10 protein-coding genes are annotated in these 15071 nt (G+C 42.7%); 6 read left to right on the top strand and 4 right to left on the bottom strand.

The window, feature by feature from the left end:
• The first annotated feature begins 9 nt into the window (after positions 1 to 9).
• The 4 genes from DW640_RS06805 to DW640_RS06790 are packed head-to-tail and all read left to right on the top strand — an operon-like array spanning position 10 to position 7515.
• The gene (locus tag DW640_RS06805; protein WP_117577767.1) at positions 10 to 3183 is read left to right on the top strand and encodes an exodeoxyribonuclease V subunit beta; all 3174 of its coding nucleotides are present in this window, start codon (positions 10 to 12) and stop codon (positions 3181 to 3183) included.
• Positions 3183 to 3809: a radical SAM protein gene (locus tag DW640_RS06800; RefSeq protein WP_117577675.1), complete on the top strand. Its 627-nt coding sequence runs from the start codon at positions 3183 to 3185 to the stop codon at positions 3807 to 3809. Before DW640_RS06805 ends, DW640_RS06800 begins: the two co-directional genes overlap by 1 nt.
• Positions 3806 to 4615 carry an energy transducer TonB gene (locus DW640_RS06795; RefSeq protein WP_117577673.1) on the top strand — a complete coding sequence of 270 codons (810 nt, stop codon included), beginning with the start codon at positions 3806 to 3808 and terminating at the stop codon, positions 4613 to 4615. Before DW640_RS06800 ends, DW640_RS06795 begins: the two co-directional genes overlap by 4 nt.
• 35 nt (positions 4616 to 4650) lie before the next feature.
• On the top strand, positions 4651 to 7515 hold the full coding sequence (locus DW640_RS06790; RefSeq protein WP_117577671.1) for a PD-(D/E)XK nuclease family protein: 2865 nt from the start codon (positions 4651 to 4653) through the stop codon (positions 7513 to 7515).
• A 124-nt stretch (positions 7516 to 7639) separates the two neighbouring features.
• On the opposite strand, the gene DW640_RS06785 is transcribed toward DW640_RS06790, so the two are convergent.
• Positions 7640 to 8773, bottom strand: coding sequence for a hybrid sensor histidine kinase/response regulator (locus tag DW640_RS06785; protein ID WP_008763530.1), 1134 nt, complete (start codon positions 8771 to 8773; stop codon positions 7640 to 7642).
• A gap of 23 nt (positions 8774 to 8796) precedes the next feature.
• Complete coding sequence (locus DW640_RS06780) at positions 8797 to 9726, bottom strand: UDP-glucuronic acid decarboxylase family protein (protein ID WP_008763529.1); 930 nt, start codon at positions 9724 to 9726, stop codon at positions 8797 to 8799.
• 204 nt (positions 9727 to 9930) lie between these two features.
• On the opposite strand from DW640_RS06780, the gene DW640_RS06775 reads away from it, so the two are divergent.
• Positions 9931 to 10890, top strand: a complete 960-nt coding sequence (locus DW640_RS06775; protein ID WP_182014805.1) for a hypothetical protein — start codon at positions 9931 to 9933, stop codon at positions 10888 to 10890.
• Positions 10891 to 11131: 241 nt separating this feature from the next.
• On the top strand, positions 11132 to 12091 hold the full coding sequence (locus DW640_RS06770) for a helix-turn-helix domain-containing protein (RefSeq protein WP_008763527.1): 960 nt from the start codon (positions 11132 to 11134) through the stop codon (positions 12089 to 12091).
• Between the two features lie 105 nt (positions 12092 to 12196).
• On the opposite strand, the gene DW640_RS06765 is transcribed toward DW640_RS06770, so the two are convergent.
• Together DW640_RS06765 and DW640_RS06760 are read right to left on the bottom strand one after the other, a co-directional pair.
• Positions 12197 to 13150, bottom strand: a complete 954-nt coding sequence (locus DW640_RS06765) for a FimB/Mfa2 family fimbrial subunit (RefSeq protein ID WP_008763526.1) — start codon at positions 13148 to 13150, stop codon at positions 12197 to 12199.
• A gap of 219 nt (positions 13151 to 13369) precedes the next feature.
• A complete protein-coding gene (locus DW640_RS06760; RefSeq protein WP_117577669.1) occupies positions 13370 to 15070 on the bottom strand; it encodes an Mfa1 family fimbria major subunit in 1701 nt (566 codons plus the stop codon).
• Position 15071 lies beyond the last annotated feature (1 nt).

Here is a 15071-nt window from a genome sequence, read left to right as displayed (position 1 = left end):
ATCAAAAGTATGAGTGAACTCCTAGTCTATAAAGCCTCGGCAGGTTCAGGCAAAACCTTTACCCTTGCAGTGGAATACATAAAGTTGCTGATACTGAATCCACGTGCCTACCGACAGATTCTCGCCGTAACCTTTACCAATAAGGCAACAGCGGAAATGAAGGAACGTATCCTCAGTCAGCTATACGGCATTCAGATCGGCGACAAAGATTCCGAGGCCTACCTGAACCGCATCAAAGAAGAAACAAAGAGGACAGAACAGGAAATACGGGAAGCCGCAGGAATCGCCCTCGGATATATGCTGCACGACTACAGTCGTTTCCGTGTAGAAACCATCGATTCTTTTTTCCAGTCCGTCATGCGCAATCTGGCTCGTGAGCTGGAACTCAGTCCGAATCTGAATATCGAACTGAACAATGCGGAAGTACTCAGTGATGCGGTGGACAGCATGATTGAGAAACTGGGTCCCACCTCTCCTGTCCTCGCATGGCTGTTAGACTACATCAACGAACGAATAGCTGATGACAAACGCTGGAATGTATCGGATGAAGTCAAAAATTTCGGGCGCAACATCTTCGACGAAGGATATATAGAAAAAGGTGAAGGTCTCCGCCAGCGCCTCCGCAATCCGGATACCATCAAAGAATACCGCAAGCAGCTGAAAGCATTGGAAACAGAAATCCTGGAGCAAATGAAAGGATTCTATGACCAGTTTGAAGGAGAACTGGAAGGACACGCCCTTACCGCAGATGAACTAAAAAACGGTTCACGAGGAATCGGCAGTTATTTCCGTAAGCTGAACAATGGCATTCTAAGTAATGACATCCGCAATGCCACTGTAGAGAAATGCCTGGAAGATGCCAAACACTGGGCTACCAAAACATCTCCACGGTTTGCCGATATTATTGATCTTGCGAAATCCAGCCTGATGCAGATACTGGAGGATGCGGAGAAGCTGCGTTCTAAAAACAATCTCCTGCTAAATAGTTGCCGGCTTTCCCTGCAGCATCTCAACAAGGTACAGCTTCTCGCCAATATCGACGAAGAAGTGCGACAGCTGAACCATGACAACAACCGGTTCCTTTTATCAGATACCAATGCCCTGCTCCATCAACTGGTTAAGGACGGAGATTCCTCTTTCGTGTTCGAAAAGATAGGAACCAACATCCGCAATGTCATGATCGACGAGTTTCAAGACACCAGCCGGATGCAATGGGAAAATTTCAAACTGCTCCTGCTCGAAGGGCTTTCACAAGGAGCAGACAGCCTGATAGTAGGAGACGTCAAACAGTCCATCTACCGCTGGCGAAACGGTGACTGGGGAATCCTTAACGGTCTGAACGACCGCATCGAGCATTTCCCCATCAAGGTAAAGACCTTAGCCACCAACCGGAGAAGTGAGACCAATGTCATCCGGTTCAACAACCAGATATTCACTGCTGCCGTAAATTACCTGAACGAAGTCTACAAAAAACAGTTGGGCAAAGATTGCGATGATCTTCAGAAAGCCTATGCCGATGTGGTACAGGAATCTCCGCGAAGTGTACAGAAAGGATATGTCAAAGCCACTTTCCTGGAACCGGACGAAGCGCACGACTATACAGACCAGACACTGATAAGTCTCGGTGAAGAAGTGGAACATCTGCTTTCTTCCGGTGTACGGCTGAATGACATAGCTATCCTTGTACGCAAGAATAAAAGCATTCCCCGCATCGCGGACTACTTCGACAAAGAGTTACATTATAAAATTGTATCAGACGAAGCCTTCCGCCTCGATGCCTCTCTTGCCATCTGCATGATGATAGACGCACTGCGATTTCTATCCGACGAGAACAATAAGATTGCACGGGCCCAACTGGCAATAGCCTATCAGAACGAAGTTCTGCAAAAGAATCTGGACTGGAACACCCTTCTGCTCCTTCCGATAGAAAACTATCTGCCGCCCGCATTTCTTGAAAAGCAGAAAGAACTCCGTCTCATGCCTCTCTACGAATTGCTGGAAGAACTATTCAGCATCTTCGAAATGAGTCACATTGAAGAACAGGATGCCTATCTGTTTGCCTTCTTCGATGCCGTAACGGATTATTTGCAAAGTAACTCCTCGGAACTCGACGGTTTTATCCGCTACTGGGATGAGACGCTGTGCAGCAAAACCATTCCCAGCGGTGAAGTGGAAGGTATCCGAATCTTCTCCATCCACAAATCCAAAGGATTGGAATTTCATACAGTACTCCTTCCCTTCTGCGACTGGAAACTGGAGAATGAAACGAATAACCAACTGGTATGGTGTGCCCCGCAGGAAGCTCCGTTCAACGCCATGGATATCCTCCCCATCAATTACTCGACACAAATGGCCGAATCTATCTATGGGAACGATTATCTGCTGGAACGTCTTCAACTGTGGGTGGACAATCTCAACCTGCTTTATGTAGCCTTCACCCGTGCCGGAAAGAATCTGATCATCTGGAGCAAGAAAGGACAAAAAGGAACCATGTCCGAACTGCTAGCCAATACACTACCTGTAGTTGCCCTCAAAGAAGGCATCGACTGGGAGGAGGACTGCTATGAGCAAGGAGAGCTCTGTCCTTCGGAAGAAGAAAAAGCAAAAACTTCGACCAATAAACTGACTCAGAAGCCAGACAAATTGCCTGTCCGCATGGAATCCATGCGTCATGAGATTGAATTCCGTCAATCCAACCGCTCCGCCGATTTCATTCAGGGAATCGAGGAAGAAGAATCGGATGACCGTTTCATTAATCGCGGACGTATGTTGCACACGCTATTTTCTGCCATAGAAACAGCAGAAGATATTGATCCGGCTATTGAGCGCCTCATTTTCGAAGGGGTCATCGCCAGCAGCGAAAAGGCCGAAGAAATACGGGAAGTAGCCCGAAAAGCATTCTCTTCCCCGGAGATTCAGGACTGGTATTCGGGGGAATGGACCCTGTTCAACGAATGTGCCATCATCTACAAAGAAAAAGGGGTGTTGCAAACCCGGCGTCCCGACCGTGTCATGATGAAAGACGGTCAAGTAGTTGTAGTTGACTTCAAATTCGGAAAAGAGAACCTCCAATATAACAAACAGGTAAAAGGATATATGCAACTGCTTACTAAGATGGGATATAAAAATATCACCGGTTACCTGTGGTACGTAGATGAAGAGCTAATTGTAAAAGTGAAATAATGAAAGCCGCACCGCTCATAGGAATTAGCCGCCATCGGCTCAGTACTGATGGAGAGGGAGTCACTACTCTGGTGGCTTTCCATGGCTGCCCGCTGCGCTGCAAATATTGCCTCAATCCGCAATCTCTGCACTCAGAAGGTATATGGAAGAACTATGACTGCGGGCAGCTTTATGAGGAAGTCCGACAGGATGAATTATACTTTCTAGCCACTAACGGAGGCATTACATTCGGAGGCGGAGAACCTTGTTTACAGAGCGATTTCATTGATGAATTCCGTCAACTCTGTGGACAGGAATGGCAGCTTTCCGTAGAAACGTCACTCAATGTAACGCAAGAAAATATAGAGAAACTAGTACCTGTTGTCGATTCTTATATCATCGATATCAAAGACATTAATAATACCATATACCAGAAGTACACCGGAAAAAATAATGAAAAAGTCCTGCATAATCTTCAATATTTGATTGAGCACGGAAAAAACGAACAAATCATTGTCCGTACCCCCGTCATTCCCGCATACAATACAGAGAACGACGTCGATAATAGCATCCGTTTACTGAAAGAAATGGGAATCATCCAATTCGATCGGTTTACTTATAAAACACCTAACAATTGTCAGCCATGAAACGAGGAAAACAAACCTGCAAGATATTAAAGGATATCCGCAGACAAATAGCAGAAGCTAATGATATTGAGTTCATTACTTCCGAGTGTCAATATCAGGGTGATTGTCTGGGCACTTGTCCCAAGTGCGAAGCCGAAGTACGTTATCTGGAACAACAGTTGGAACGTAAACGGATGGCTGGAAAAGCCATAACTATATTGGGGATATCTGCCGGACTGGTAGCAATGGCACCAATGACTTCATGTAGTAGTTCTCCTAATAAAGGGACTAGTCAGGAAACTATCAGTGACTCTACCAATGCAAGTGTAATGTTTGGAGAAATATGCTCGACCCCTGTAAAGGATACTATACCTATGGTAGAGAAAGATACGATAAACAAACAAGAATTACCTGAACTACCCCAAGACATGGGATTAATTGAGATCACTCCCATATCAGGCGAAATAATAACAGTAAAAGACTCGCTTACTGAAAAAGACTCGCTTACCGACGTATTAGAAGTAGCTGCTGTCATGCCTGAATTTCCGGGAGGAGCACAAGAACTAATGAAATTCATTAGTGCAAACATAGAATATCCCGAAATAGCCCAAGGAGACATGGGACAAGGTCGCGTCATCGTTCGATTTATCGTTGACAAAGAAGGGAATATTATTCAACCTAAAGTGGTACGTAGTGTAGATCCATATTTAGATAAAGAAGCATTACGTATTGTCGGTCTTATGCCTAAATGGAAACCGGGAGAACTGGATGACGGAACGAAAGTTGCCGTCCGCTTCACAATCCCTGTAATGTTCAGGCTGCAATAAACAAATATCTAAGATAGAAAAAACTTATAACTGATATGCAATCATTTCTCCAACTAGTCGCTCATGATTTATATGCCAAGATAGGAAACGACCTGTCCCGTACAGTACTCGTCTTCCCTAACAAACGTGCCAACTTATTCTTCAACGAATATCTGGCAGGAGAATCCGACCAACCGATCTGGTCTCCTGCCGCAATGAGTATCAGCGACCTGTTCCGGAAGTTATCTGTGCAGAAAGCCGGTGACCCTATCCGGTTGGTCTGCGAACTATATAAAGTATTCCGTGAAGAAACAGAAAGTCAGGAAACACTGGACGACTTCTATTTTTGGGGCGAGCTGCTCATCAGCGATTTCGACGATGTAGATAAAAACCTGGTAGATGCGGACAAACTCTTCAGTAACTTGCAGGACCTGAAGAATCTGATAGACGATTACGAATTCCTTGATAAAGAGCAGGAAGAAGCAATCCAACAGTTCTTCCAAAACTTCTCTATCGAGCGCCGTACCGTACTCAAAGAGAAGTTTATCTCCCTTTGGGACAAACTGGGTACTATCTACCACCGCTACCGTGAGAACTTAGCGGAACTCGGAATAGCCTACGAAGGAATGCTCTATCGCAATGTAATCGAGCAACTCGATACCACCCGACTGAAATATGACAAATACATCTTTGTCGGCTTCAACGTGCTCAATAAAGTAGAGACCAAATTCTTCCAGCTATTACAAGATGCGGATAAAGCCATGTTCTACTGGGATTACGATCTCTTTTATACCAAGCAAATAGCCAAACACGAAGCCGGAGAATTCATCAACCGTAATCTGAAACGATTCCCGAATGAATTGCCCGAAAGTTGTTTCGACACTCTGCGGAAGCCGAAGAACATACGCTATATCTCTGCTTCTACCGAGAACGCGCAAGCCCGCTTTCTTCCGGAATGGGTACAAAGTACTCTTTCCACTGCCAACGAAGAAAAAGAGAACGCCGTAGTCCTCTGCAACGAAGCCCTGCTGCTTCCCGTACTCCACTCCATCCCGCAAGAAGTGAAGAACGTCAACATCACGATGGGTTTCCCGCTTGCACAAACTCCGGTATACAGCTTTATTAATGCCGCTATGGAATTACAAACGAACGGCTACCGTACCGCTACCGGACGTTTCACCTACGAAACCGTATCCGCTATACTGAAGCACCCATATACCCGTCAGCTATCCATCAACGCTGAACCTCTGGAACGGGAACTGACCAAGACTAACCGCTTCTACCCGCTCCCTTCGGAACTGAAAATGGATGATTTCCTGATCAAACTTTTCACTCCCCGAAGCGGCATCAAGGAGCTATGCGACTACCTGACAGAATTAATCAAAGACATCTCCCTTCTCTATCGGGAAGAAAGCGAGTACAACGATATCTTCAATCAGCTATACCGGGAATCCCTCTTCAAGAGCTATACCACCATCAACCGTCTCTATAGCCTGATAGAAACCGGAGAGCTGAATGTACGCACCGACACACTAAGACGCCTGGTCAGCAAAGTGCTGACCGCCTCCAACATTCCTTTCCACGGTGAACCTGCCATTGGTATGCAAGTCATGGGAGTACTGGAAACCCGTAACCTTGACTTTCGCAATATCATCCTTCTCTCTCTCAACGAAGGACAATTGCCTAAATCAGGAGGTGATTCTTCCTTTATTCCCTATAACCTCCGGAAAGCTTTCGGTATGACCACCATCGAACACAAAAATGCGGTCTATGCCTATTATTTCTACCGACTGATACAACGGGCGGAAAACATCACCTTGCTTTACAACACTTCTTCCAATGGGCTGAACCGTGGAGAAGAATCCCGTTTCATGTTACAATTGCTTGTAGAAGGGCCTCACAAGATTACCCGCGAATATCTTGAAGCCGGACAATCTCCTCAAGGTACAACAGATATCAGCATAGAGAAAACTCCGGAAGTATTCGAACGACTTCGCTGCTCTTATGACTGTTCGAATCCCCAATCGTATATACTTTCTCCTTCAGCCCTCAACGCCTATCTCGATTGCCGGCTGAAATTCTATTACCGTTATGTAGCCAGACTAAAAGCACCGGACGAAGTCAGTGCGGAAATCGACTCCGCATTGTTCGGAACCATCTTCCACCTCTCCGCCCAATTAGCTTATACAGACCTGACCGCTAACAGGAAAATAATACAAAAAGAAGATTTGGAACGCTTGCTGCGCAACGAAGTCAAACTACAAAACTATGTTGACCTCGCTTTCAAGCAAGAGCTTTTCAAGGTTCCGGCAGACGAAAAGCCCGAATATAATGGCGTACAACTCATCAACTCCAAAGTAATCGTCTCCTATCTGAAACAACTGCTGAGGAATGACCTGCAATACGCCCCCTTCGAAATGGTCGCCATGGAAAAACCTGTTGCCGAAAAGATAACGATTCAGACCGGTCAAGGTCCGATCACCCTCCGATTGGGAGGAACCATCGATCGTATGGATGCCAAAGACACCACCCTGCGTATTGTAGACTATAAAACCGGAGGAAGCCCCAAGACGCCTGCCAACATCAAGCAACTGTTTACTCCGTCGGAAACGCGTCCCAACTATATCTTCCAGACTTTCCTGTATGCCGCCATTATGAGCCGGCAGCAGTCTCTGAAAGTAGCTCCTTCCCTTCTCTACATCCATCGGGCAGCCTCTGAAAGCTATTCGCCCGTCATTGAAATGGGAGAGCCACGCCAACCGAAGATTCCGGTCAACAACTTTGCCTTTTTTGAAGATGAATTCCGAGAACGTCTGCAAAGACTATTAAAAGAAATATTCGATGAGAATGAGCCTTTCACACAGACAGAAGATACAAAGAAATGTGCTTATTGTGATTTTAAAGCCATTTGTAAACGATAAAATGCTGAAAGAATAATTTATAACTATCAAACAAAACCTGTCCTGTTATTCTGAGCTGTCACTACTTCTCTAAAGTAATGTGCTTAGAAAACAGGACAGGTTTTTATCTTATATCGAACTTATATTAGCTTTCCAACAACGGAATCGAGAAACTGAACGTAGAACCTTCTCCTTTCTTCGAAGTGAACCAGAGCTCACCTCCGTTCTTAGTAACAAAGTCCTTACAGAGCAGCAGTCCGAGTCCCGAACCTTCTTCATTATTTGTACCGAAAGTACTGAAATGCGTATCGGTATGCAACAATTTCTTCTGATTTTCTTCATCAATACCACACCCGCTATCCTTCACGCTAACTATCGCCATGCTATCTTCTTCTCTCAGTGATACCAAGACTTCCGATCCCTCGTTACTGAACTTGATTGCATTACTTATCAAGTTACGGATAACCGTCTTAATCATATCAATATCCGCACGTACTTCCATACGATCTTCAGGTATTTCCACAGCAATGTGGATATTCTTCAGCCCGGCTACCATTGTAAAGATCTCGCTCACTCCTTCCACTACTTCTACCATATCGATATTCTGGTAAACAACTTTCAGCTTACCAATCTGACTCTTCGTCCACTTCAATAAGTTGTCGAGCAAGGAGAATACATCCTCTGTTGTCTGATTGGCCATTGTCAGCAGTTCATACATTTCAGAGCCGATAGTTTCACTCGGTAAGTTCAGAATCAGCATATTGAGCACCATCTTAATAGAGCCCATAGGCGAACGCAGGTCGTGTGCAATCACAGAGTAGAGTTTATCACGTCCTATGATAGTCTTGCGCAACTCTTCTGTTTGTGCTATGATAATTCGTTTGGCTGCCACCAACGAGATCTGATGCGTTACACGAATAATCAGTTCCTCTTTATTAAACGGTTTGGAAATAAAATCGTTACCGCCCACCTGAAATCCTTTCACGATATCCGCCGTACTATTCAAAGCAGTAAGAAAGATCACTGGAATTTCGCTCATTTCTTCATCGGCCTTCATTTGCTGGGCTACTTCGAAACCGCTGATATCCGGCATCATCACATCCAGCAACACAAGATCAGGTTTTTCTTTCTTCACCTGCTCCAAAGCCTGAGTTCCATTGCCTGCTGTTACAATATTGAACTTCTCATTGGTCAGAAGCACCTTCAGCAGAAGGACATTTGAAATTACGTCGTCCACAATAAGGACCTTATATTCGGAAGGATTAATTTCCACATTCATATCATTCTATTTTTTATGTTACATCAGACATTTTTAAAATACTCAATCATACGCTTCAGCCCATCTTCCAGCTCGACGGTAGGCTGCCATCCCAGTTTCTCTTTTGCCAGTTTTATATCCGGCTGACGCTGTTTCGGATCATCGGTCGGCAGAGGTTTAAAAACTATCTTCGAAGTAGAGCCAGTCATCCGGATCACTCTTTCCGCCAATTCAAGAACCGGAAACTCATTCGGATTTCCAATATTTATCGGACCCGTAAAGTCATCTTCCGTATCCATCATCCGCACCATTCCTTCTATCAGGTCATCGATATACTGAAAACTGCGTGTCTGTTTCCCATCACCATATATCGTGATATCTTCATTATTCAGCGCCTGTATGATAAAGTTTGAGACCACACGACCATCATTAGGAAGCATTCTCGGACCATAAGTATTAAAGATACGAATGATCTTGATGCGAGTCTGATTCTGGCGGTAGTAATCCATAAACAAGGTTTCAGCACATCTCTTTCCTTCATCATAACATGAGCGATAACCTACCGGATTCACATTTCCCCAATAGCTTTCCGGCTGAGGATGAATAATTGGATCACCATACACTTCGCTAGTGGAGGCTTGCAGTATTTTGGCATCCAGTCTCATCGCCAGTCCGAGCATATTGATAGCCCCCATCACAGATGTTTTGGCAGTTTGAATCGGATCATGTTGGTAATGAATGGGTGACGCCGGACAAGCCAGATTGTAAATTTCATCCACTTCGGCAGAATAAGGATAAGTAACGTCGTGTCTTACAACTTCAAAATGATGGTTTCCCATCAAATGCTTTATATTGTCCTTAGAACCTGTAAAGAAGTTATCCAAACATATAACGTCGTGTCCCTCATTTACAAGTCGAGTACAAAGATGCGAGCCTATAAATCCAGCCCCGCCACTTACCAATATTCTTTTCATCTTCTAATTTTAACTATTGTTTTTCAGAGAAGAGAACTTCCCCGTCTTGTTTATAGAGGCAAATGTAAACGATTTGCTCATAATATACAATTTTAAAGGTGGATATTTTTTAAGAAAAGCAAAAATAAAATAGTTTCAGTTTCCGAAACAACTTTCCTGTGTCAAGTGTTATTAATAGAAACAAACCACTAATTCAATAGGATTATGATAATGAATGAACTTAATACAAACCTGATAGAAGCGGCCAAAGAAAAGTTCCCTGCAAAAGGACAATTGGCAAATATATTAATGGATACCCTTTATATGGGCAAGGAAGCTATCTACCGGAGGCTGCGTGGCGAAGTCCCCTTTACATTTCAGGAAGCAGCCATTATTTCAAAAGAACTGGGGATATCCCTGGACAGAATTGCCGGAGTTAGCTTCAGCAACAATGCAATGTTCGATATCAATGTAGTAGATCATGGCAACCCCTTCGAAACTTACTATGATTTCCTCAACAAGCACGTCAAGTTATTCCATACGCTGCGGGAAGATCCGAATGCCTCATTAGGTACAGCCTCCAATGTAATTCCGCAGACACTATATCTGAAGCACGAACTTCTGGCCAAGTTCCGTTTCTTCAAGTGGATGTATCAGAATGAACATATTAAGTGCAAACATTTCGAAGAACTGGAGATTCCTCAAAAGATAATCAATGTCCAGCAAGATTTTGCGAAACTTTCGCATCATATTCATTCTACCGATTACATTTGGGACAGCATGGTTTTTCTTCATCTTATCAATGATATACAGTATTTTTCCGACATACATCTCATTTCAGACGAAATGAAGCAAAATCTGAAAGAAGAATTGCTGATACTTACAGATGAGTTGGAAAGGCTTGCTATAAAAGGAAAGACAGACTTTGGTAATGATGTGCATATTTATGTGTCACAAATCAACTTCGAGGCGACTTACAGTTATCTCGAGACAAGTACACTACAACTTAGTCTGATACGTGTTTATTCCATTAATTCACTCACTACACAGGACGTTCAGATGTTTCAAAGTCTGAAAGAATGGATTCAGTCATTAAAGAAATTCTCTACACTCATCTCAGAAAGTAGTGAGATGCAACGCATCCAATTCTTTAATCAACAGCGCGAAATCATTGATGCTCTATAGAGTTCTTCCTAATTTCGATAATCGAAACTAACTGAATTTTATAATTCCAAATCATGAAAGTAGACAAGCTTATTGCCTACTTTTTTCCATTATACGTTCTTTTTCTATCTCTATTCTATCAAATGAGAAAAAGCTCTTACTCTTCAGAACTGTTTTCCCACACAAAACTCTCGTTTACATGCCGTAATTTTGCATAGAATGTATCACATAAAGTATTAACGTATATAAAAGAGAACAAACAATGAAAAATGGTATTGTAAACGAGTTGATTACTGCAATGAAAGAACGGATCCCCAAAGGACAAAATCTTGCCAATTCTCTGGCAGACATTTTGTATATGGGTAAAGAAGCCGTCTATCGCAGACTACGGGGTGAAGTAGCTTTTACTATCGACGAAGTAGCCCTTCTGTCTAAAAAACTGGGGATTTCTATTGATCAGATTATAGGTAACCACCTTTCCAATAGAGTTACTTTTGATATGAACCTGCTGCATTCGCCCAACACTTTAGAAAGTTATTATGAGATTATCAGCCGTTATCAGCAGATATTCGATTATGTGAAAGGAGACGATACGACGGAAGTATATACAGCTTCCAATCTTCTTCCCTTCACTCTTTATTCATCTTACGAATACATGTCTAAGTTCCGCCTTTGCCGATGGATTTATCAGAACGGGCAAATGAAAACACCGAACTCACTGGCAGAGATGCAGGTAGAAGACAGAATCGTGAAAGCGCATAATAAGCTGAGTGAAAGTGTAAAGCAATGTCGGAAGACCTATTTTATCTGGGATAGCAACATCTTTCTTTCCTTTGTCAAAGAGATCAAGTATTTCGCAAGTCTGAATCTGATTACGGAAGACGACGTGGCACACCTGAAAGATGAACTCTACCAATTGCTTTCAGTCATGGAGACACTATCTGTTAAGGGAGAATTCAGTGAGGGGCGAAAAGTCTCTTTCTATCTCTCAAACATTGATTTCGAAGCGACTTACACCTACATAGAGAAACAAGACTACCAAGTCAGTTTGCTCCGGGTGTATTCCATCAATTCGATGGATTCGCAAAGTCCGCAAATCTGTCAGATACAGCGGAACTGGATTCAATCATTGAAACGACATTCCACACTAATTTCAGAAAGTGGAGAAGCCCAGCGTATCGAGTTCCTGCAAAAGCAACGTACAGTGATTGATACTCTCTAAAGTACAAACAGCCCGGATCATTATCGACCCGGGCTGTTCTCCCTTCAGGATATTACTATTTATCCTGTCCCACTAATAATAGTTCCCCACTATTCTTAGATCATTCTATTGATTCTCTTCCTGAATGCGATGCACCCATCCATTGACAACAATCTGTACAGCAAGCCATGATTCAGACAAAAAAAAGATTATATGATAGTTGCTCTGTCGATCCAGATATTCTTGTGTGCTCAGATTTTTACCCTCCGCATTGGTCATAGCAAGATAATCAATCAGATTTATATCGAACACTCTCTTTCCGGATGCTTTTTCAGTAAGCACCAAACGAGTTTTCCGGTCTTCCATCAGTCTCATTGTATTCATGTCTACATAGGCAGTCGCAGGATCCTTCTGTTCCATATAGTAAGGTCGGAAACTCAACACATCATCATCCAGTAATGAATTATCATGTCCCAGATGTCCATTAGATTCTATAATCTCATAGTCATAGTCATTCATATCCAGTGTCCAGCTGCCTGTATAAGACTGGAAGCCAAATCGTACGATTTTTGTATCTCTGATCAGATTTATCGTCTCAGTCTGGTGGACGGTCCCATCGAAGTTGACATTGATGACTTCACCATACCAGAGCGTTTCCATCCTTTTATTGATGATGAGAGAGGCTTCACGTTTTAGTTTCAATTTTAAATCCGTAAGAGTAGAGACACCAGGTGTCAATGAAGTGATATCATATGAATCACGTGCACCGGCCCATGCCATAAACTGATATTGTCCGACAGGAAGTTCAACTTCCATCAGATAATTGCCGGTAGACAATGCACTTCCCTCTTCAGCTTGTTTAAACAGATATTTCCCATTCTTATCAAATACATAAAGTTCTACTTTATCTACCTGAGCATGAAACGCATCCGCAAACTCCATGTTATAGTCATACTTGAACTTCACTGACAAGCGGCATTCCGGCAGGTCTTCATTAAAGCTGTCGCATGAAGCTACTATCCCGGAACTCATCAACAGAATACCTAAGGCAACGTAACATATAAGGCTTTTTAGATTCATATTTTCCTTTTTTTCAATTATATATAGAGGAAAAGAAATAATCTCTTTTCTCGTTATTTCCTAATTCAGAGGATAGAATACTTTATTGATTCCATCAAAAGTAATATCCCGAAATTTTAAAAAGTTTTCGGCAACTTTGAAAATATTGGGAGTAAAGTTGTGGGAGAGTTTCTCCCACAACTTTTATTTGAAAAATCTATTTCTATTACTAATTCCGAATTACATAATTTCCTCTTGAGTATACCAAGTCCAAGGATTAGGTATAATTTCAATAGACAACCAGCCTTCGTCACTCTCATCCGGCGTTCCTTCGTCCGGATCCGGAATAGCCGGATATCCTGGATTGTTAAACTTCTTAACATTGATATCGTAAACAGAGTTACGAACAACTCCAAATTCACCTAATTCATTTGTTACAGCACTGGTATCATCATGTTTGATCATAATTTTGTAGTAACTTACAGCACCTACATAATAAGTAAGACCTGTTACAGTTATAGCTCTGTCTTTAGCTGCAACATTTCCTACATTAGCTTTTGTTGCTTTAAAATCGTCAACAAGACTGGTAATAGCTGCAGCATCAGCTGTAGCAGGAAGGCTAATTTCACCTACACCAACAGCAGCTAAATATCTATTATACGCAGTAGTACGAGCAGTCGGGAAGGTAGTAGGCTCTTTATCAGCATATTTAGCTTTCAATTCTACCTCAATCCACTCCATTAATGTAGCAAAAGTATAGAAGCCACCATTGATTAACATCCAGTCACCGACAAGTTTCGGATCTGTTTCCTGAGCTGTAGATGGAGTACCATCATTTGGCGCAGGTCTGCCATATTCAGACGGAATGAATTTAGCCTTCAACAGTACATGTGTAGTATAAGCATGTACATTATGAGTTGCAGTCTGCGTATTTTCAAGACAATATTCAGCAACTTTATTCACCGTAGTTGTAGGATCATTCCAAATTGAAGGAGCTGAAGTACTGGTATAAGCATTATAGTTAGCCAAAGCTTGAGTACTATAGTTAGGGTCAACTCTGTATGAACCGATCTTATACTGGTCAAACGGAGTAATACATGTACCACGAGCACCTAAAGGTTTTTTAGCAGGAGTCTCATTCCAAGTCAACGTTCTCTTAGATACAGGGAAGAATGTCTTGTTAGTAGCATTCAACACCCATCCCGCACCCGAAATAGTTGCCTTAGCATCAGAATCAGCAGTAACATATACACGAACTTTTGATACAACACGGTCAATTCTGATAGATATTGGATTATTAGTAGCTGCTGTCTCAGTTGCATAAAGAGATAAATCGACAGGTTCACCAAATGTTCCTGAAGCTTCATCTTCATCTGAAGGTTCCAACGAACCTTTGGCGTTAGACATCATAAATTTACCAGCAGTTGTCATAGAAGCCGAAGTATCGTCAAGGGCAGCATTTACTGTTGCATATGTCGTTCCAACAGGCCATTTTTGATCTGTCAGACTAGCAGTCTTTGCTTCAAATTTTGGAGATGGATTTGCAATAATCAATATCCGCTTAGAAGTTGCAGGAACTTTAAAAGCCTTGCCTGCAGCCCCACTAGGTATGCCATTGGCATCAAGACCTGCTTCATCATCAGTCAATGTGATATCAGCAGTTACAGTTGCAGCATCCTCATTCGCATTTGCCGTAAAGAATATGGCACGTACTTTAGTAATTTTGGATTCGTCCTCTGTTGCAGCTTCCTGATTCGGATTATGTAATCCACGGGTCTGTACCGGAGTCTTTACAGCTAATGCCACCCATGCGTCTGCATTCGGATCTGTTACCAAGTCATTATTGTTGCCCGGATTATCTACCGGCACCAAATCTTCGTTACTACAAGCAGCAAAAGCCACAGCAGCAAGCGCTAACATAAGAAAATTCTTCTTTTTCATT

The organism is Bacteroides sp. AM23-12, assembly GCF_003434395.1.
In the GTDB taxonomy this organism is placed as follows: Bacteria; Bacteroidota; Bacteroidia; order Bacteroidales; family Bacteroidaceae; genus Bacteroides; species Bacteroides thetaiotaomicron.
The sequence above is the reverse complement of the archived record's forward strand: the minus strand, read 5'-3'. Positions and strand labels throughout refer to the sequence as shown.

What these genes read in the sequence shown, in the direction of transcription:
- DW640_RS06780 (WP_008763529.1), bottom strand. Translation starts at nt 9,726, where the DNA reads ATGAAAAGAATATTGGTAAGTGGCGGGGCTGGATTTATAGGCTCGCAT.
- DW640_RS06760 (WP_117577669.1), bottom strand. Translation starts at nt 15,070, where the DNA reads ATGAAAAAGAAGAATTTTCTTATGTTAGCGCTTGCTGCTGTGGCTTTT.
- DW640_RS06800 (WP_117577675.1), top strand. Translation starts at nt 3,183, where the DNA reads ATGAAAGCCGCACCGCTCATAGGAATTAGCCGCCATCGGCTCAGTACT.
- DW640_RS06805 (WP_117577767.1), top strand. Translation starts at nt 10, where the DNA reads ATGAGTGAACTCCTAGTCTATAAAGCCTCGGCAGGTTCAGGCAAAACC.
- DW640_RS06785 (WP_008763530.1), bottom strand. Translation starts at nt 8,773, where the DNA reads ATGAATGTGGAAATTAATCCTTCCGAATATAAGGTCCTTATTGTGGAC.
- DW640_RS06790 (WP_117577671.1), top strand. Translation starts at nt 4,651, where the DNA reads ATGCAATCATTTCTCCAACTAGTCGCTCATGATTTATATGCCAAGATA.
- DW640_RS06775 (WP_182014805.1), top strand. Translation starts at nt 9,931, where the DNA reads ATGATAATGAATGAACTTAATACAAACCTGATAGAAGCGGCCAAAGAA.
- DW640_RS06770 (WP_008763527.1), top strand. Translation starts at nt 11,132, where the DNA reads ATGAAAAATGGTATTGTAAACGAGTTGATTACTGCAATGAAAGAACGG.
- DW640_RS06795 (WP_117577673.1), top strand. Translation starts at nt 3,806, where the DNA reads ATGAAACGAGGAAAACAAACCTGCAAGATATTAAAGGATATCCGCAGA.
- DW640_RS06765 (WP_008763526.1), bottom strand. Translation starts at nt 13,150, where the DNA reads ATGAATCTAAAAAGCCTTATATGTTACGTTGCCTTAGGTATTCTGTTG.